Source organism: Novosphingobium flavum, assembly GCF_014230315.1.
Lineage (GTDB): Bacteria > Pseudomonadota > Alphaproteobacteria > Sphingomonadales > Sphingomonadaceae > Novosphingobium > Novosphingobium flavum.
Genome location: NZ_JACLAW010000008.1, coordinates 211,986 through 231,061 on the forward strand (window position 1 = coordinate 211,986; position 19,076 = coordinate 231,061).

At 65.7% G+C, this 19,076-nt stretch carries 16 protein-coding genes; 10 read left to right on the forward strand and 6 right to left on the reverse strand.

What is annotated here, in order from left to right:
- Positions 1-79: 79 nt before the first annotated feature.
- On the forward strand, positions 80-1,255 hold the full coding sequence (locus H7F51_RS12165) for a carboxynorspermidine decarboxylase (protein ID WP_185664565.1): 1,176 nt from the start codon (positions 80-82) through the stop codon (positions 1,253-1,255).
- A 290-nt stretch (positions 1,256-1,545) separates the two neighbouring features.
- Complete coding sequence (locus H7F51_RS12170; RefSeq protein WP_185664566.1) at positions 1,546-2,736, forward strand: type III PLP-dependent enzyme; 1,191 nt, start codon at positions 1,546-1,548, stop codon at positions 2,734-2,736.
- A 65-nt stretch (positions 2,737-2,801) separates the two neighbouring features.
- On the opposite strand, the gene H7F51_RS12175 is transcribed toward H7F51_RS12170, so the two are convergent.
- Positions 2,802-3,779, reverse strand: a complete 978-nt coding sequence (locus H7F51_RS12175; protein ID WP_185664567.1) for a quinone oxidoreductase family protein — start codon at positions 3,777-3,779, stop codon at positions 2,802-2,804.
- A 269-nt stretch (positions 3,780-4,048) separates the two neighbouring features.
- On the opposite strand from H7F51_RS12175, the gene H7F51_RS12180 reads away from it, so the two are divergent.
- Together H7F51_RS12180 and H7F51_RS12185 are read left to right on the forward strand one after the other, a co-directional pair.
- Positions 4,049-6,910, forward strand: a complete 2,862-nt coding sequence (locus H7F51_RS12180; RefSeq protein ID WP_185664568.1) for a TonB-dependent receptor plug domain-containing protein — start codon at positions 4,049-4,051, stop codon at positions 6,908-6,910.
- A gap of 11 nt (positions 6,911-6,921) precedes the next feature.
- Entirely contained in the window at positions 6,922-7,512 is a 591-nt protein-coding gene (locus H7F51_RS12185) for a hypothetical protein (protein WP_185664569.1), read from the forward strand.
- 6 nt (positions 7,513-7,518) lie between these two features.
- Here the strand turns inward: H7F51_RS12185 and H7F51_RS12190 are convergent, their stop codons facing one another.
- Positions 7,519-8,490, reverse strand: coding sequence for an amidohydrolase family protein (locus H7F51_RS12190; RefSeq protein WP_185664570.1), 972 nt, complete (start codon positions 8,488-8,490; stop codon positions 7,519-7,521).
- 93 nt (positions 8,491-8,583) lie between these two features.
- Complete coding sequence (locus tag H7F51_RS12195) at positions 8,584-8,979, reverse strand: MerR family transcriptional regulator (RefSeq protein WP_185664571.1); 396 nt, start codon at positions 8,977-8,979, stop codon at positions 8,584-8,586.
- 149 nt (positions 8,980-9,128) lie between these two features.
- Here H7F51_RS12195 and H7F51_RS12200 point away from each other — a divergent pair, with 149 nt between their 5' ends.
- The 6 genes from H7F51_RS12200 to H7F51_RS12225 all read left to right on the forward strand — a co-directional run bounded on the left by H7F51_RS12200 (position 9,129) and on the right by H7F51_RS12225 (position 16,770).
- Positions 9,129-10,265 carry a thiolase family protein gene (locus H7F51_RS12200; protein ID WP_185664572.1) on the forward strand — a complete coding sequence of 379 codons (1,137 nt, stop codon included), beginning with the start codon at positions 9,129-9,131 and terminating at the stop codon, positions 10,263-10,265.
- On the forward strand, positions 10,262-12,589 hold the full coding sequence (locus H7F51_RS12205; RefSeq protein ID WP_185664573.1) for a 3-hydroxyacyl-CoA dehydrogenase NAD-binding domain-containing protein: 2,328 nt from the start codon (positions 10,262-10,264) through the stop codon (positions 12,587-12,589). The genes H7F51_RS12200 and H7F51_RS12205 overlap by 4 nt, the downstream gene beginning before the upstream one ends.
- Before the next feature lie 15 nt (positions 12,590-12,604).
- The gene (locus H7F51_RS12210) at positions 12,605-14,395 is read left to right on the forward strand and encodes an acyl-CoA dehydrogenase C-terminal domain-containing protein (RefSeq protein WP_185664574.1); all 1,791 of its coding nucleotides are present in this window, start codon (positions 12,605-12,607) and stop codon (positions 14,393-14,395) included.
- A 121-nt stretch (positions 14,396-14,516) separates the two neighbouring features.
- Positions 14,517-15,872, forward strand: a complete 1,356-nt coding sequence (locus tag H7F51_RS12215) for a pilus assembly protein TadG-related protein (RefSeq protein WP_185664575.1) — start codon at positions 14,517-14,519, stop codon at positions 15,870-15,872.
- Entirely contained in the window at positions 15,857-16,375 is a 519-nt protein-coding gene (locus H7F51_RS12220) for a TadE/TadG family type IV pilus assembly protein (protein WP_185664576.1), read from the forward strand. Before H7F51_RS12215 ends, H7F51_RS12220 begins: the two co-directional genes overlap by 16 nt.
- Positions 16,372-16,770, forward strand: a complete 399-nt coding sequence (locus H7F51_RS12225) for a TadE/TadG family type IV pilus assembly protein (protein ID WP_185664577.1) — start codon at positions 16,372-16,374, stop codon at positions 16,768-16,770. The genes H7F51_RS12220 and H7F51_RS12225 overlap by 4 nt, the downstream gene beginning before the upstream one ends.
- A gap of 47 nt (positions 16,771-16,817) precedes the next feature.
- Here the strand turns inward: H7F51_RS12225 and H7F51_RS12230 are convergent, their stop codons facing one another.
- Genes H7F51_RS12230 through H7F51_RS12240 form a run of 3 tightly spaced genes read right to left on the reverse strand, consistent with a single transcriptional unit; the run spans position 16,818 to position 19,076 of the window.
- Positions 16,818-17,279: an A24 family peptidase gene (locus H7F51_RS12230; protein WP_185664578.1), complete on the reverse strand. Its 462-nt coding sequence runs from the start codon at positions 17,277-17,279 to the stop codon at positions 16,818-16,820.
- Positions 17,276-18,106, reverse strand: coding sequence for a tetratricopeptide repeat protein (locus tag H7F51_RS12235; RefSeq protein WP_185664579.1), 831 nt, complete (start codon positions 18,104-18,106; stop codon positions 17,276-17,278). The genes H7F51_RS12230 and H7F51_RS12235 overlap by 4 nt, the downstream gene beginning before the upstream one ends.
- 1 nt (position 18,107) lies before the next feature.
- Entirely contained in the window at positions 18,108-19,076 is a 969-nt protein-coding gene (locus H7F51_RS12240) for a type II secretion system F family protein (protein WP_185664580.1), read from the reverse strand.

Sequence of the window (19,076 nt, forward strand, 5' to 3'; positions counted from 1 at the left end):
GGGCAAATGATTTTCACGGATCCTTCCCCCACAAGCCGCGGGTTGCCGCGGTGCCCGGTAGCCAGAGGGCGCAAGTAAAATGGAAACCAGAGCCGGTGATCCGGGCGCCTTTGCCCATTTCGACCTGTCGCGGGTGGATAGCCCGGCGTTTGTCGTCGATGCGGCGAAGCTGCGGGCGAACCTTGCCGTGCTGGCGGATATCCGCGACCGCGCCGGGGTGAAGGTGCTGGCCGCGCTCAAGGCCTTTTCGATGTGGAAGGTGGCGCCGGTCGTCTCGGAGTACCTCGACGGGGTCTGCACTTCGGGGCTGTGGGAAGCGCTGCTGGCGGCGGAAAACTATCGCGGCGAGATCGCGACCTATTGCGCCGCCTACAAGGCCGAGGACCTGCCGGAGATCTGCCGGATTTCCGACCATGTGATCTTCAATTCGCCGGGCCAGATCGCGCGGTTCACGCCGGTTTTGGCGAAGCTCGAGCGGGACTTTGATGTGGGCCTGCGGATCAATCCGCTCCATGCCGAGGGCGAGGTGCCGCGCTATGATCCTTGCGCGCCGCATTCGCGGCTTGGGTTCCCGGTCGACCAGTTGCGGGCGGAGCATCTGGACGGTGTTTCGGGGCTGCATTTCCATACCCTGTGCGAGCAGGACTTCGAGCCGCTCAAGCGGACCTGGGAGGCCTTGAAGCCCCGGATCGCGCCTTATTTCGGCCAGCTCAAGTGGCTGAATTTTGGCGGAGGGCATCATGTTACGCGGGCCGATTACCAGCGCGACGAACTGGTGGAGTTCCTGCGCGAAGTGAAGGCAGAGACGGGCTGCGAACTGTACCTCGAGCCGGGCGAGGCCGTGGCGCTGGATGCCGGCATTCTTGTGGGCACGGTGCTCGATACGCAGTGGAACGGGATGCCGATCGCGATCACCGACATTTCGGCGACCTGCCATATGCCCGACGTGATCGAGGCGCCCTATCGCCCGGCCATGCTGGGCGAGCGCGAGGCAGAGCCGGACGGTGATGAGGCGGTGCGGCTGGGCGGGCCTTCGTGCCTCGCGGGGGACGTGATCGGGGACTATGTCCTGCCGGTCTTGCCGGAGCCGGGCACGCGGTTCGCTTTCCTTGATCAGGCGCACTATTCGATGGTCAAGACCACGACGTTCAACGGCGTGCCGCTGCCTTCGATCTGGTTGTGGGATAGCGAAACCGATGCGCTTGAATGCGTGAAGCGGTTTGGCTGGGAAGATTTCCGCGACCGGCTGAGCTGATTTCGGCCGAATCCCCCGGGCAATCGAGTCGATGCGCGGCGAGCGATGGCCGCGCTGCAATGCGCCAAATTCCCGCCCTCGAACTTCTCTCAAATTTCGCTCTGAAAACAGCATGTTATGATGCAAAATCCGGGGGTGTTTCGCGGGTAGGGCGCAGGGGGGCATTTTTCATTTGCGATTAAGGCGACAGGCCGTATATCGCCCCCTCTCGCTGCCCCATGGGGACTTCCAAACCGCAAGGCAGCTTTGTGTTGTAATCTGGCCGCAAGGCCTATTGGGGGTCCCTTGAGTTGCACAGCTATCCCGACGCATCGGCTGTAGTCCGCGACCTTTCGCCCGACGAACCCGTTATTCTGAACCGCAAGGCTGCCGCTGCGCGCGCTGCTCGTTTCTTCGTCGAGAAGTTTCCGGGCAAGTCGCTCTATGCGGTCAAGGCCAATCCTTCGCCCGATCTGATCGTGGCGCTGTGGGAAGCGGGCGTGACTCACTTCGACGTCGCCTCGATCGCCGAGGTTCGTCTGGTGCGTTCGCTGCTGCCCGAAGCGGTCCTGTGCTTCATGCACCCGGTCAAGACCGCCAGCGCGATCGCCGAGGCCTACAAGGCTCACGGCGTGCGCACCTTCAGCCTCGACACCCAGGACGAGCTGGAAAAGATCGTTGCGGCGACGGATGAGGCCGAGGACCTCTCGCTCTGCGTGCGCCTGCGCGTGTCTTCGGAATATTCCGAGCTGAGCCTGGCTTCCAAGTTTGGCATCGATCTTGCCGATGCGGCGCCGCTGCTGCAGGCGACCCGCCAAGTGGCGGACAGCCTTGGCATCTGTTTCCACGTGGGCAGCCAGGCGATGAGCCCGTTCGCCTATGTCCAGGCGCTTGAGCGCGTGCGCGTGGCCATCGTCGATGCCTCGGTAACGGTGGACATCGTCGACGTGGGCGGCGGGTTTCCGTCGATCTACCCGGGCATGGAGCCGCCGCCGCTGGAGGACTATTTCGCCTCGATCCACCGCGCCGCAGAATCGCTGCCCGTATCCTATTCGTCGGAGCTGTGGTGCGAGCCTGGCCGGGCCCTGTCGGCCGAGTACAACTCGATGATCGTCAAGGTCGAAAAGCGCCGGGGCGACGAGCTGTTCATCAACGACGGCGCCTATGGCGCTCTGTTCGACGCGGCGCATATCGACTGGCGTTTCCCGGTGCGGTGCGTTTCGGCCGATCGCGAGGGCCCCAGCGAAGAATTCGCGTTTTACGGCCCAACCTGCGATGACGCGGACTTCATGAAGGGGCCCTTCATGCTGCCCGCCGACATCAAGGCCGGCGACTATATCGAGATCGGTATGCTCGGGGCCTATGGCGCGGCGATGCGGACCCGGTTCAACGGGTTTGGCACGGGCGCGGTGGTCGAGGTGACCGACGAGCCGATGGCGACGCAGTATCGCGGCGACCGGCGCGATCCGCGCAGTTCGGATAATGTTGTTTCGCTGCGCTGAATCGCAGCTCAAGGAATAACAGGGGGAGGAGAAGGGGCTCGCTGCAAGGCGGGCCCCTTCCACGTTCAGGGCATGAGGATCGTCGAGCCGGTGGTGGCGCGGCTTTCCAGCGCCCGGTGTGCCTCGGCCGCATCGGCGAGGGCGAAGCGCTGGCCGATGCGCACGTCGAGCGCGCCGGACTGGACCATGGCAAAGACGCGGGCGAAAGCGGCGGCCCGTTCGGCGGCGTCGCGCTGGTAATGGAACACGGTCGGCCGGGTGACAAACAGCGACCCGGCGGCGGCGAGGGCGCCGAGGCCGACGCCGGTGACCGGGCCGCTGGCATTGCCGAAGCTGACGATCAAGCCGCGCACGGCCGTGGCGGCCAGCGAGGCTTCCCACGTGTCCTTGCCGACGCCGTCGAACACGACCGGGACGCCTTCACCGCCGGTGATCTCGCGCACGCGGGCGGCGATGTCCTCATGGTTGTAGTCGATCAGGTGGTCTGCCCCGGCCTGGCGGGCGAGCGCCAGCTTGGCCTCGCCGCCAGCAGTGCCGATCACGGTGCAGCCCAGCGCCTTCAGCCACTGGACCATGAGCAGGCCGACCCCGCCTGCGGCGGCATGGACCAGCACTGTCGAGCCGGGCTGAACTTTCGCGCAGCGTTCGACGAGCGCCTCGACCGTGCTGCCCTTGAGCATCAGGGCGGCGGCGGTCTCGTCGGCGATATCGTCCGGCAGGGGGACGAGCAGGTCGGCCGGGACGTTGCGGGCCGTGGCATAGGAGCCGGGGCCGCCGCCGGAGAGGCCGACGCGCTGGCCGGGGACGAGCGCGGTGACGCCCGCCCCAACGGCTTCGACCACTCCGGCAGCCTCGACCCCGAGCCCGCTTGGCAGGGGCAGGGGATAGAGCCCGCCGCGGTGATAGGTGTCGATATAGTTGACCCCGATCGCGCGGATGCGCAGGCGGACCTCGCCCGCGGCGGGCGGCGGCAGGTCGATCGGGACCAGGCGGAGGACTTCGGGGCAGCCGGTGGCGGAGAATTCGATGCGCTGTTCGGTCATGGTCGCGGTGATCGCAGGCGGCTGGCCCGGCGTCAAATCCCGGCGTCTTTGGCGTGCCGCGCGGGCGCCAGGCTGGAGCGTGTTGCTCGGCGCTTTCAGCGCATACCTATGCTCGGTTGGGCGATGAGCCGGTAAATAGATGATTTGCGGAACAATTAATCAATTGAATGGGGCAGTGTTGCAAATTTATTGCTGCACTGGAACCGAATTGGAAGAACCTTTCGGCTGCGCAGGACAAAAAGTCCGTCACGCAAATGGGGGGTATGGGGATGAACAGGGGGCAATCGCGGGCCGCGGCCTGGCTCGTCGGCGCATCGGCGCTGGTAATGGCAGTGCCGGCACTGGCGCAGACATCGGCACCGACGGGCGGCAACGGTGGCGAGGACATCGTCGTGACCGGCTCACGCGTGATCAGCAACGGCAACAACAGCCCGACGCCCCTGACCGTGGTGAGCGCGCAGGACGTTCTGGCGACCCAGCCGACTACCATCTCCGATGCGCTCAATACCTTGCCGGTCTTTTCCGGCCCGCGCACGCAGGTTTCCAATCCGAATGCCGGGATTGGTGCGGGCGGCGGCGGCAATGCCGTGGCCAACCAGCTGAACCTGCGCAACCTTGGCGCCCAGCGCACCTTGATCCTGCTTGACGGCAAGCGGGTGGCGCCGACCACCTCGAACGGGATCGTCGATGTCGATACCGTGCCGCAGTTCATCCTGAAGCGGGTTGACGTGGTGACCGGCGGTGTCTCGGCGGTCTATGGCTCCGACGCGGTTTCGGGTGTCGTCAACTTCGTCACCGACAAGGATTTTTCGGGTGTTCGGGCCAATGTCCAGGCTGGGATTTCCAGCCGGGGCGACGGGCGGCAGGTCGAGGCGGGCCTGGCCTGGGGCGGGGATCTGGGCGACCGGGCACATTTGATCGCGAGCTACGAATATCGCGACGACGAGGGGATTCTCTACCGTTCGTCGCGGCCGAAGACCTGGCAGACCGTGCTGGCCGGCAATGGCAGCGCGGGGGCGCCGTTCTTCGTGGCATCGAACGGGGTGCGGGCCGATTACACCTTTGGCGGCGTGATCAGGCCGTTCACCGGCACGGCCAACAATTCGCTGGTTGGAAAGCAGTTCACCGCCGGCGGCGTGCTGATACCCTTCGTGCCGGGGACGACGACCAGCGCGCCCGCGCTGCAGCTGGGTGGTGACGGGGCGGCCTATGACGGTTCGCTGAAAGCCCCGCTGCGCTCGCACCAGATCTTCGCGCGCCTCGACTACGAGGTGAGCGATGCGGTCCATTTCTACGTGGAGGGCGCGGCGAACTTCAAGCGCAACGTCTATTATTCGTCGTGGCAGCAGATCACCAACCTGACCATCAGCAAGGGGAATGCGTTCCTTTCCGATGCGGTGAAAACCGCGATGGGCGCGGACACCCAGTTCAGCATGAGCAAATTCATCGGCCAGGCGCCGCGCCTGACCTCGGCGATCGACGAGCGGCAGATCTTCGTCAACGCCGGGCTGGACGGCAAGCTGGGGCAGAACTGGAACTGGGGGCTGGGCTTCGTTTACAGCAATGCCAAGCTGTCCAATACCGAGGGGGCCAATCTCAACACCCGGCGGCTGCTGGCCGCGCTCGACGCGGTCAAGGACGGCAGCGGCAACACCGTTTGCAACGTGACGCTGACCAATCCCGGCCTCTATCCGGGGTGCGTGGCGCTCAATCCGTTCGGGCAGGGCTCGGAAAGCGCGGCGGCGATCGCCTATATCCTGGGCGATACCCATTTCACCGCCTGGACCGACCAGACCGACGTTTCCGGAAGTGTTTCTGGCAATCTGTTCGAGACCGGCGCCGGGCCGGTCAAGGTCGCGCTTTCGGGCGAATGGCGGCGCCAGGCTTACAAGGCGGTGAGCGACGCGCTGCCCTCGGATACCGGCAATTGCACCGGCCTCAGGTTCAACTGCAATGCCAACACGGTGCAGTGGTTCCAGACCTTCGCCAACCGTTCGCGGGTATCGCAGACGGTGGAAGAAGGGGCGGTGGAAGTGGAAGTGCCGCTGCTCAAGGATTCGCCGTTCGCGGACTCGCTCAGCCTCAATGGTGCGGCGCGCTACACCCATTACAATACCAGCGGGAAGTACTGGACCTGGAAGCTCGGGCTCGACTGGCACCTGACCGATGCCCTGCGCTTCCGCGCCACCCGGTCGCGCGATATTCGCGCGCCCACGCTGGAAGACCTGTTCGCCCCGGCGGTGACCACTCCCGCGGGTGGGACGACCGACCTGCTGGTCGTTCCCAACATCACCTCGACCGCGGCGACCGTGAGCCAGGGCAATCCTTCGCTGACCGCCGAAGTGGGCGAGACGACGACCGTGGGCATGGTGTGGAAGCCGGTATTCGCGCCCGGCCTGTCGATGTCGCTCGACTATTTCGGCATCCGGGTGAAGAACGCGATCCTGACCATCAACGGGACCAACCAGACGTTCCAGCAGGTCTGCTACCAGAGCCAGGGGGCTTCGCCCTATTGCGCGCTGCAGGACCGGCCGCTGGGCTATGTCAACAATACCGCGGCCAATGCGGCGACGCTGTGGCGCACGCAGACGGTGAATGTTGCCGACATCAAGACCTGGGGCTTCGATTTCGAAACCAACTATGCCGCAAGGCTGGGCGCCATGCCCATCTCGCTGCGCGGGTTGGTGACGTGGCAGCCGCATATCCGTTATGTCCAGCCGGGCCTGCCGACCTTCGAGATGGGCGGTGTTGCCTATGGCCAGAACGGGCTTCAGGCGAGCCCGCAGTGGCGCGTGACGGGGATCGTCAACTTTGCGCCGACAGAGCATCTGGCGGTGACCGTGCTGGAGCGTTGGCGCAGCGGCCTCGGCTTGACCGCCGATCCGACGCAGTTCGCCGCAGGGCCAAACGTGCCATCCTATGCGACGACCAACCTGACCGTGGCGTGGAAGGTGCCGAGCGGCGGGAAGGAGTTCGAGTTCTACGTCAACGTGCAGAACCTGTTCGATAATCTGGCGCCGGGGGCCAACTTCGGCGGGACCCAGGGAAGCCCGGGGCTGTTCGGCGGGTTCCCGATCGGCGATGATCCGGTCGGGCGCTATTTCTCGGCCGGTGCGCGGCTCAAGTTCTGAGGGAGAGTTCGATGCGTTATCTGATTGCAGCGCTCTTGGTGAGCGCCGCCGCGCCCGCGATGGCCCAGCCGGCCGCGCCGGCGCGGGTGGCGCAGGAACCGCCCCGCGGAATTGGCGGGACGGTTGTTTCGGCGGGTGATGCCGCAGTGGTGCTGCGGCAGAAGGATGGGACCGAGCAGACCGTGGCGATGACCCCGGGCTGGACGGTGAGCCGCCCGCGCAAGGGCGGGATCGGCGATGTACACATCGGCGATTTCGTTGCCTCGGCCAGCAAGGATGCCGGGGCGGGCAGGGGCGTGGCTAACGAGGTGCGGGTGATGGAACCCGGCTATCGGCCCGAATATGGCACCCATGCCATGGGGCAACCGGAAACCTCGATGACGCACGGGTTCGTTTTCGGGATCGCCAAGGCGGCCGGTGGAACCGAGCTGACCGTGGCCTATCCTGACGGCAAGCGGACGATCCTCGTGCCGGACGGGATGGCGGTTACCATTTCCGACCTGCTGCCGCGCAGTGCGGCAGGACAGGGCGTGGCCGTGACCGGGGTGACCCGGGCGAGCCCGGACGGGGTGCGGCGGGCGAGCCGCTTGACGCTGCCCTGAGGGTGATCAGTCGCGCGCGGCGAACCCGCGCGCGCAACCTGCGTAGAGTCGCTCAGCGTTGCCGTGGGCGATGGCGTTTTCGGCTGCCGGGCCAAGCGTACCGAGCGCCTTGCGCGCGGTGGCAACGAGGAGCTGCGCGAATTTCGGGCGCTGCTCGTCGGTGATGTCCATCGCGAACAGGAAACGGTCGGCATGGCGGAGCAGGAGGTCGCGCCAGGCCGGCTGGATCGTGCCATCGGGCTGGAGGATCGAGATCACGTTGGTGGCGCCGGGCGGCAGGCTGTTGGCGGGCTGGACGCTCATGGGCAGGCCGCCGGCCGGGTCGAGCCGGACCGAGAGGTCGCCGTGGACATTGGGGTAGGCATCCATCAGCCGGGCGATGACTTCGGGCGCCGCGCTCCACCCGGAATGGGCGAGGACCACTTTCGCACGGGGATAGTCACGCGCGATGCGGGCGATCGAGGCTTCGACCTTGGGGTCGGCGATATCGACATGCATTGAGACGACGAGGCCGCGGGCATCGGCTGCGGCGTAGATTGCGACGCGGTCAGGGCCAAGAAGCGAGAGGTCGTCCGTCGGCTCGGTGCGGGGAACGATGCGGGTGGGGATCTCGCCGAAGCCGCAAGCCTCGCCGGCATCGGCAAGGCGCGCCATCGCGGGCGCGGCATCCGGACCGAGGTGCAGGCCCGGCATTTGCGGCAGGCGGGCGAGACTGATTGCGGGAACGATGAAACCGGCATTGCCCGCGCGCATGGCGTCTATCGCAGCGATGTCGGGGTGCATGATCACGGCGGCGGAAATGCCCGAGGCGCGCAGCAGGGACACTTCCTCGGCCGGGGTCATCTGGGCGAGGATGTGCGAATGGGCATCGATATAGCGGACGGGGGCGGGCGGCGATGCCGGAGGGATCACCGCGCAGGAGGCGGCGAGGCTGCTGATTGCGCCCAATGCGAAAATGCTGATGGCTTGCCGGTTCATGCCTGTCCCCCAGATCTGATGTTTGCCGCGATCTAGCCTGACGTGGGCGCCGCATTCCATCGAATTGCCGGAAGTGCCGATCGGTTTGGCGGATCAACCCCGTGCGAGGTGGGTTGCGGCTTCCTGTTCGATCTGGCGCAGTTCGGCGATGGTTTCGTCAAGCGCGCGGCGTTGTTGCGCGAGATCTTCGAGGCGTTCACGGACCCGTGCGAGCAGGTGGGCGGTCTGCCCTTCATGGCCCGGTTCGGTATCGTAGAGATCTAGGAATTCCCTGATGTCTCTGATCGAGAAGCCGAGGCGCTTGCCGCGCAGGATCAGTTGCATCCGGCCCACTTCGCGGCGCGAATAGATCCGGGTCTGGCCGACCCGGCGCGGCTGGATCAGGCCCTGATCCTCGTAAAAGCGCAAGGTTCGGTGCGTGACGCCGAGTTCGGCGGCTACATCCTGGATGCCCTTGAGGCTGGTCGATTCTTCCCCGGGGTTTTGCATTGCCCGTTCCTTGTCCGAACCGGTTGAACCTGCATGGTCATGCCGCAAAATTCACTTGACGTATAGGGAAATCAAACCACCTATGGGGAAAGTGGTGCTGGCAGGTGATTCCTTGCCCGCCGGCGCGAAAAGAAGGTGGAGAGGCCTTGATGAAGAGCGTCGTGATCGCCGGCTATGCCCGGTCTCCGTTTCATCTGGCTCACAAGGGCGCCCTGGCGCGGGTTCGGCCCGACGATCTTGCCGCGGAAGTGGTGCGCGCGCTGGTTGAGCGCAGCGGGCTTGAACCGGCCCTGATCGAGGACCTGATAGTGGGCTGCGCCTTTCCCGAAGCCGAGCAGGGCTTCAACGTGGCGCGGCTGATCGGCCTCATTGCCGGGCTGCCGCTTTCGGTGGGCGGGATGACGGTGAACCGGTTTTGCGGCTCGTCGATGAGCGGGGTGCACTATGCGGCGGGCCAGATCCAGCTGGGGGCGGGCGAGGCATTCCTGTGCGCGGGCGTGGAATCGATGAGCCGGGTGCCGATGACCGGCTTCAACCCGATGCCCAATCCCGCGCTCGCTGCGCGGAGCCCGGCCTATATCGCGATGGGGGACACGGCGGAGAACGTCGCGGGCAAATTCGGGATCGACCGGGCGGCGCAGGAGGCCTTTGCCGTGGCGAGCCAGCAAAAGGCGGGGGCGGCGCAGGCGGCGGGCAAGTTGAAGGACGAGATCGTGCCGATCCCGACCAAGGGCGGACTGATCGAGGCAGACGGGACGCTGCGGCCCGACACGACGGCCGAGGCGCTGGCCTCGCTCAAGCCCGCGTTCAGCGCGGAGGGCTCAGTTACGGCGGGGACGTCTTCGCCGCTGACGGATGGCGCATCCTGCGTGCTGGTGACGAGCGAGGATTTTGCCCGGTCGCATGGCCTGCCGATCATGGCGCGGGTCGTGGGCGTGGCGATTTCGGGCTGCGCACCGGAGATCATGGGGATCGGTCCGGTCGAGGCCAGCCGCAAAGCCATGGCCCGCGCGGGGATCGAGCCCGACCAGCTGGACGTTGTGGAACTGAACGAGGCCTTCGCCAGCCAGGCCATCGCCTGCATCGAACAGCTCGGGCTCAATCCCGCGACGGTGAATATCGATGGCGGGGCGATCGCGATCGGGCATCCGTTGGGTGCGACCGGCGCACGGATCGTGGGCAAGGCGGCGCAGATCCTGCAGCGCGACGGCGGGAAATATGCGCTGGCCACCCAGTGCATCGGCGGCGGGCAGGGCATTGCCACGGTGCTGGAGGCAGTGCGGTGAGCGGCGCGGCGACCATTTCCCGTGTTTGCGTGATCGGCGCGGGCGTCATGGGCGCGGGGATTGCCGCCCAGGTCGCCAATGCCGGGGTGCCGGTGCTGCTGCTCGACGTGGTGCGCGATCCGGCCGACCGGAGCGCCGTGGCGCGCGGGGCGGTGGAGCGGATGCTCAAGACCGATCCCGCTCCGTTCATGAGCAAGGCGGCGGCACGGCTGGTTGAGACCGGTAATATCGAGGACGATCTCGCCAAGGTAGCGGACTGCGACTGGATCATCGAGGCGATCGTCGAACGGCTCGATCTCAAGCAGGCGCTTTACGCGAAGATCGAGGACCATCGGCATGAGGGCGCGATCGTCAGCTCCAATACCTCGTCGATCCCGCTGGACCGGTTGGTCGAGGGGCGCTCGGAGGGTTTCCGGCGCAATTTCCTGATCACCCATTTCTTCAATCCGCCGCGCTACATGCGGCTGATCGAACTGGTTAGCGGGACAGGCAGCGATCCGGCGCAGGTGGCGCGGATCGCGGACTTTGCCGATCGTGCGCTGGGCAAGAGCGTGGTCCGGGCCAAGGATACGCCCGGCTTCATCGCCAACCGCATCGGGACTTTCTGGATACAGGCGGCGATGAATGCGGCCTTTGATCTTGGCGTGAGCGTGGAAGAGGCCGACGCCATCGCGGGGCGGCCGATGGGCGTGCCCAAGACCGGTGTGTTCGGCCTTGCCGATCTGGTCGGCATCGACCTTCTGCCGCATCTCAAGGCGAGCCTCCTGGCGACACTGCCGGAGGACGATCCCTATCGCGCGATCGCGCGGGACGAGGGGCTGATCGGCAGGATGATCGCCGATGGCTTCACCGGGCGGAAGGGCAAGGGCGGGTTCTACCGGCTGAGCGCTGACGGTCAGCGCCGCAAGGAAGTGCTCGACCTTGCCAGCGGTGAATATCGCGCGGCGGCCAAGGCGCCCTCGCTGCCGGGCAAGGCAGGATCGGGCGATCTTGCCGCCTTGCTCGCCCTGCCGGGCAAGGCCGGGGCCTATGCCTGGGCCGTGCTCGGGCCGACACTGGCCTATGCGGCGAGCCTGGTTCCCGCGATTGCCGATGATATTGCCGCGGTCGATGCGGCGATGAAGCTTGGCTACAACTGGAAGTGGGGCCCGTTCGAGCTGATCGACCGGATCGGCGCGGACCGGCTGGCGGCGCGGCTTGAGGGTGAGGGCAAGGCGGTGCCCGACCTGCTGCGACTGGCCGGCGGACGAACCTTTTGGCGGGTCGAGGGCTGGAAGCGGCAGTTCCTTGGCCTTGATGGCGACTATCACGATCTGGTCCGCCCCGAGGGCGTCCTGCTGCTGGACGATATCAAACTGGCGGGGGCGCCGGTGATGAAGAGCGGTTCGGCTGTGCTGTGGGACGCCGGCGACGGGGTTCTGGTGCTGGAATTCACCGGCAAGATGAACGCACTCGACGGCGAGGTCATGGCGCTGATCGGCAAGGCGATCCCGCTGGTGGCGGCGCGGCACAAGGCGCTGGTGGTCTATAACGAGGGCAGCAATTTCTCGGCCGGGGCCAATCTCGGCCTTGCCCTGTTCGCGCTCAACATCGCGGCCTGGGGTGAGGTCGAGAAGCTGGTCGTGGCTGGTCAGCAGGCCTACAAGGCGCTGAAATATGCGCCGTTTCCGGTGGTCAGCGCGCCATCCGGCCTGGCGCTGGGCGGGGGGTGCGAGATCCTGCTGCATTCCGATGCCATCCAGGCCCATGCGGAAAGCTATATCGGGCTGGTCGAATGCGGGGTGGGCCTCGTGCCCGGCTGGGGCGGCTGCGGCGAGATGATAGACCGCTGGCGCAAGAACCCGGCCATGCCCAAGGGGCCGATGCCGGCAGTATCCAAGGTGTTCGAGACGATCTCGACCGCGACAGTGGCGAAATCGGCGGCCGAGGCGAAGGAGCTTGGCTTTCTCAGGCCGACGGACGGGGTGACGATGAACCGCGACCGGCTGCTGGCCGATGCCAAGGCGAGGGCGCTTCAGCTTGCCGAGGGTTACGTGCCGCCCGAGCCGCCGCAATTTCGTTTGCCGGGCCCATCCGGCAAGGCGGCGCTGATGATGGCGGTCGAAGGGTTTCGGGCCCGGGGGCTGGCGACGCCCTATGACGAGGTCGTGGCTGCGCGGCTCGCCGACGTGTTGACCGGCGGCGAGGCCGATCCCGTCGACGTGGTGAGCGAGGAAGACATGCTGGGGCTGGAGCACCGGGCCTTCATGGCACTGGTGCGCGATCCGCGCAGTCTGGCGCGGGTGGAACATATGCTGGAGACGGGCAAGCCGCTCCGCAACTGAGGCGAGGAACCGACGATGCAGGTGTATGAAGCCCCGCTGCGCGACATGCGCTTCGTTCACGAGGAGCTCCATGCTGACGATGGGTTCGGCGGGATCGCCGCGCTCGAGGAGTTCACGCCCGACTTGGTGAGCGCCGTGCTGGAGGAGGCGGCAAAGGTTTGCCGCGACGTGCTGTTGCCGCTCAACCGGGTCGGGGACGAGGTCGGCTGCGTTCTGGAGAACGGGGTGGTCCGCACCCCGCCGGGGTTCATCGAGGCCTATCGCCAGTTCACCGAGGGCGGCTGGGCCTCGCTGGCCGAGCCGGTGGAGTGGGGCGGGCAAGGCCTGCCGGAGAGCGTGGCCAAGCTGGTCGAGGAAATGATCTGTGCGACCAACGTGGCCTTCAGCCTTTGCCCGGGCCTAACGCATGGCGGGGCAAAAGCGATGGTCACCTATGCCACCGACGAGCTGAAGCAGGCCTATCTGCCCAAGATGATCAGCGGTGAATGGGCCGGGACCATGTGCCTGACCGAGGCCCATTGCGGGACGGACCTTGGCATGCTGCGCAGCAAGGCCGTGCCGCAGGGCGACGGTTCGTTCAAGATTTCGGGTTCCAAGATCTTCATTACGTTCGGCGAGCACGACATGACGCCGAACATCATTCACCTCGTGCTGGCGCGGCTGCCCGACGCGCCGGAGGGGGTGAAGGGGATCAGCCTGTTCCTCGTGCCCAAGCTGCTGCCCGATGCGGCCGGCAATCCGGGGCCATCGAACGGGGTGCATTGCCGGGCGCTGGAACACAAGATGGGCATTCACGGTTCGCCCACTTGCCAGCTTGAATTCGACGAATCCGTGGGCTGGCTGGTCGGGGAGGCGAACCGGGGGCTCGAGGCCATGTTCGCGATGATGAATACCGAGCGGGTCTCGGTCGGCATGCAGGGGCTGGGGGTGGGCGAGGCGGCTTACCAGTCGGCCGTGTGGTATGCCAAGGACCGCATCCAGGGCCGGGCGCTCTCGGGAGCCCAGCAGCCGGCGAAGGCGGCGGACCCGATCATCGTTCATCCCGACGTGCGGCGCATGCTCATGACCATGCGGGCCTATAACGAAGGCTGCCGGGCGTTGGCCGCCTGGGTGGCGCGGGCGCTGGATGCCGAGCATCATGCGACCGAGGCCGAAGTGAAGCAGCGGGCGGGCGATTTCGTGGCGCTGATGACGCCGGTGGTGAAGGCGCTGTTCACCGACCTTGGCCACGAGACTGCGCAACTGGCGATGCAGGTCTATGGCGGGCATGGCTATATCCGCGAGAGCGGGGTGGAGCAGTTTGCCCGCGATGCCCGGATCGCGATGATCTATGAAGGGACGAACGGGGTTCAGGCGCTGGACCTCGTCGGGCGCAAGTTGCCCGCGCACAACGGGCGTTCGCTGCGGAGCCTGTTTCATCCGGTCGCGGCATTCATCGAGGAGAACGGCGGGGAAGGTCCGCTGCAGCCGATGGTCCAGGGGCTGGAAAAGGCATTCGGCGCACTGCAACTGGCGACGGCGACCGTGGCCGAGCGCGGGCTGAAGGACCCGGAGGAGGCGGGCGCCGCCTCGACCGATTACCTCCGGCTGATGGGGTTGGTCGCCATGGGCTACTGCTTTGCCAAGGCGGCGCGGATTTCCGTGGCCCAACTGGCGGCGGGAAGCGAGGAGGCGTCATTCTACGATGCCAAGCTCAAGACCGCGCGGTTCTTCTTCGACCGGGTCCTGCCGCAGGCGACCGCCTGCTTCCTGGCGATCAAGGCGGGCAAGGCATCGATGATGGCGCTGGAGGAGGCGCAGTTCTGAGCCGTCCCGGATAGGTACGGCAGGGCAGTTTTCCATCGACCCGTGGGGTGAAATGCGGTAAATAGAAAGCACTTCGTGTCGCGCCATTTACTGTGAATTTCCGCCTGCGGGGACTCGTGACATGTTCGCCCTATTTACAAGCCTCATTCGCAGACTTTCGTTCTTTGCCCGGCTGGCGAGGAATGAAGCTGGCGCCATTGCGCCGCTGACGGCGATCTTGCTGCTGCCGATCCTCGGGACCATGGCCCTCGCCGTGGACGTGGGCTATTGGTACAAGACCCAGCGTTCGATGCAGAGCGCGGCGGACTCCGCGGCGCTGGCGGCGGCCTTTTCCGACGATACGAACTATGCCGGCGTTGCCAAGGGCACCACGGCGAGGCTTGGCTACACCGATGGCGCGGGTGACGTGACGGTGACCCCGGAGCGCAATGGCAATACCTTGTGCCCGACCGGCGTAACCGGCATTTGCACCAAGGTCACGATAGGCAATCAGGCCGGCCTGATTTTCTCAAGCGTCGTTCGGTTTGTTGGCAATGCCAACGGAAAGCAGGGGCTTTCCGCGGTCGCAATCGCGCGGTTGAGCGGCTCGGGAGGGCCGGCATCGCTGTGCCTGACTGCGCTGGCATCAAGCGGCACGACGCCAGCGATCCAGGCGAATGGCGTGCCCTTTGCCAACATGGCCGGGTGCAGCGTTTTTTCGAACACCAGCATGAATTGCAACGGCAATAACCTTGGCGCGGACTATGGGATTGCGGTTGGCGCCAACAACGGCTGCGGGAACGCTTCGGTCACCGGCGCAAGCCCGGTCACCGACCCTTATGCCGCCTTGGCATCGAACATCCCCGCTCTTCGCAGCGCTCCATGTCAGCCGAGCAATAATCTTTCGGGCAATTACGTTTGGACAGGGACGATCCGGTTCTGCGGAAACGTCACCCTGACGGGCAACGTGACGATTACGGCTCCGCCGTCAGGTCAGCCGGATCCGGTTATCGTGGTCGACAACGGGGTGTTCGATACGCAGCGCAAGGAGTTCAAGACACTGACCGATGCCCATGCGACGCTGATTTTCACCGGAGATAATACCTCCACTACGTCGCACTTTCCGACCGGGCAGACCGGCGGGCCGTCGCCCGGTTCCACGCTTGATATCGCGGCCCCGACTTCGGGCACCTGGTCGGGCATGGCGATTTATCAGGATCCCGCTCTGACCAATAACGTGAGCTTCACCTATTCCGGCAACGCACCGACCTGGAAGCTCAGCGGGGCGGTTTATCTTCCGCACGCGGCTTTGACCATCAGCGGTGCTATCGGGAAATCGAGCAACGGCTATAATTGCTTCGTGCTCGTGGTCGATAACGTAACCATCAACGGCACTGGCAACATCTACGCCAACCCGCAATCGCAATGCGGCAGTTCTGGCAATACACCCCCAAGCACGAATCTTCCGGGAGGCGGTACGCCGTGGCTGATCCAGTGAAGCGTTTTCTATCGGCTTTCTGGCGCGACTGCCGGGGGGCGGCTGCGGTCGAAACGGCCTTGGTGTCGTTGTTGCTCGTGACCTTGATGGCTCAGGCGCTCGACTTTGGCTGGTATGCCTATTGCGCATTGCAGGTGCGCATGGCGGCGCAAGCAGCGGTGGCGCAGGCGGCGATCAACTGCAACACGGCGGCCAAGTTGCCGGCGACGACCAATTGCTCAGGGGTGACCACTGCCATGACGACTGCCGCGCAGCAGGTGTCGTTGGGAACCGGGATCACGCTCGGAACGACCGCAGAGCAATATTATTGCCGCGACGGCAATACCTTGCGAGCGATGGGGGCGACCAAGCCGGCCAATTGCTCGCCCTACAGCACGGACACGCCTGCAGACTTCATTACGCAAACCGTCAATTACACTTTCGCTCCGATATTTCCCGGGCTCAGCGTGGTTTCGGGCTATGCCGGCGTGATCCACTCGACTGCCTGGATGAGGCTGTCATGAAGGGGCGCGCGATGATGAGCCGGTTCTGGCGCGATTGCCGTGGCAGCGGTGCGGTCGAGTTTGCCCTCGTCGCGCCCGTGGTCATCCTGATGATCTTTGCCGGAATTGGCGGCGGGGTTCTGGCCTATGCCACCGTCAGCCTGCAGCGCGCGACGGAAGTGGCGGCGCGGTGCATGTCGATGGACCGGGCGGATCTTTGCACGGCGGCGAATATTGCAACCTATGGCACGGCCGCATACGGCGGGCCGAGCCTGTCGAGCATGACGTTCACCGCTGCGAAGGTTGCCTGCGGCTACCGGATTTCCGGGAGCGGGACCTTCAGCCTGTTTCCCGGCCTCAGCTTCTTCTCGGTCAACCTACACGCCAATGCGTGCTATCCAGGGATAAGGGTCTAAAAGAGGCCCGGTTTGATTGCGTTCGATGAATTTCGAACGTCGGCCGCTCAGAAACCGAACCAGCACAGCATGGCGCCCGCCGCGATCGCGATGCCGTAGGGGAACTTGTCGGCATCGTCGGTGCTGCGGCGGCTGATCTTGCGGCCGGACAGGCGGCGGTAGACGAACCATGCGATGAACAGCGCCAGCCCGGTCAGTGATACGCTGAGCAGCAGGCGAATGCCCGACGCCAGGGGGAACCACATGGCCGCGCCAGTGTAGAATTTGGCATCGCCGCCGCCGACCACGGCGAGGCGGAACAGCACCATGCCGATCACCAGCGCGATAAGGCCATGAAGGAGGGCCGAGCCTGTCGCGGCGGGCCCACTGATCAGCCAGGTTGCGCCAAGTCCTGCCGCTGCGGTGAGCAGGCAGAGCCAATTGGGCAGGCGCCGGGTGGTGAGATCGAGCAGGGCTCCGGTGAGGACCAGCAGGGCCAGCCCCGCACCGGCAATCAGTTCAAGATTCAAGAATCAGCCTCGCCAGCTTCGGACTTGGGCGCAGGTGCGCTTTCGCGCACTTCGACCTTCAGCGTGGTCACCGGTGCCGCGGCCGAGGCGACAAAGGGGTTGTCGATCGTGGTCCGCGCGGCGCGCCTGGGCGTGACCAAGGCCTGCGGCTTGCTTGCGAGGGCTGACTTTGCCCGGGTCCGCGCCGATTGCATTGCTACCTTGGCAGGGGCCGACTTCGCAGCGGAGGTTGCGGCGGGCTTGGCCCGTGCGGTGCGGACGGAGGCCTTGCCGATCTGCGGAGCGGGTGCCGCCGACGCGGTCACGATATGGAATTCGTTCGCCGAGACGCGGACCAATTGGCCGGGGGCCGGTTTGACGGCGACGGCCGGAGTTTCGGGGGCCGGAGCGGCCACCGCCACCACCTGCGCCGCGATGTCGGCATCGTGGCGCATGGCGAGGGCGGGCGATCGCAGCAGGCGCGCCATGTTGGCGGCATATTGCTCGTTTTCCGGGGCCAGGGCGATGGCCTGGGCGAAGAGGTTTTGCGCCGTTTCGAAGCGATCCAGCCGGGCATAGGCGACGCCGAGGCCGTTCAGGGCCGGGGCTGCCGCTTCGCCGGAGCCGAGCGCATGCTGGAAGGCCTCGATCGCAAGGCCGGTATCGCCCGAGGCGAGGAACTTGCGCCCCGCGTCGGTCATCGGCGTACCGGCGCTCGCCGGCGTTTCGGAGCGGGCCTGGGCCGGCTTGTTGCTGTGCAGCCAAGAGAAGTTGAAGACCGAGGCGCAGCCCGACAGGCTGAACGACGCTGTGACAAGAACGAGCAAGCCGGTTTTGCGAACGGTCATATCAACCTCCTGAAAGCGCGGGAACGAGCTGACGGACGACACGAATGGCAGCGGGCAGCATGAGCACGCCGATCATCGTGGGGAGCATGCAGGTGACTAGCGGGATCGAGATCAGGACCGGCAGGCGGTGCGCCTTTTCCTCGGCCCGCATGCGGCGGCGCTCACGCATCTCATTGGCATAGATACGCAGGGTGGTGCCGATGCTGGTGCCCAGCTTGTCCGACTGGATCAACAGGGTACTGAACGAGCGGATTTCGTCGATCCCGGCGTCGTCCGCCATCCGGCGCAAGGCATCCTCGCGGCTGGACCCGGCACGCAGGCGCAGGGTGGCAGTGGTCAGCAGCTTGGCCACTTCGGCGTGAGCGAGGACCATTTCCATGCCCACGCGGTCAAGCGCAGCTTCTAGACCGAGGCCGGATTCCACGCAGATCAGCATGAGGTCGAGGCAATCGGGGAAGCCATTGACCAGGGCTTCACGCCGCCGGTCCGCCTTGGCGCGAACGAACAGCGCCGGGATATAGAGACCGAGCAGCGCCAGGATCGAGCCTACGACATAGAGCTTCATAAAGGAAATCGGCTTGCCCGTACCGATCGAGAGGAAGACGAACAGGCAGGGCAGGGTGATCACCAGGACGAGTCGGATCAGGGTATAGATCCGGGGGGCGCCCGGGGAATCGTATCCCGCCGCGAGCAACTTCTGGCGCAGCAGATCGTTCTTGGTGTCCTTGAGGTTAAGCCCCATCCGCTCGATCTGGTTGGCAACGCGGGTCCAGGCATCGATCCGGCGGGCGCGCAGGCTTTCGCCCGAGCCGAGGTCGGTTGCGGCGCCGATCGACCTCAGCTCTCCGCGCACCAGCGAGCGCCGGTTGGCAGCGGCGAAGACCACCAGGCTGCCACCGACGATGAGCGCGAACAGCAGCAGCAGGATCAATGCGCGGGCGAGCGGAGTGGAAGCAATGACTTCTACCAT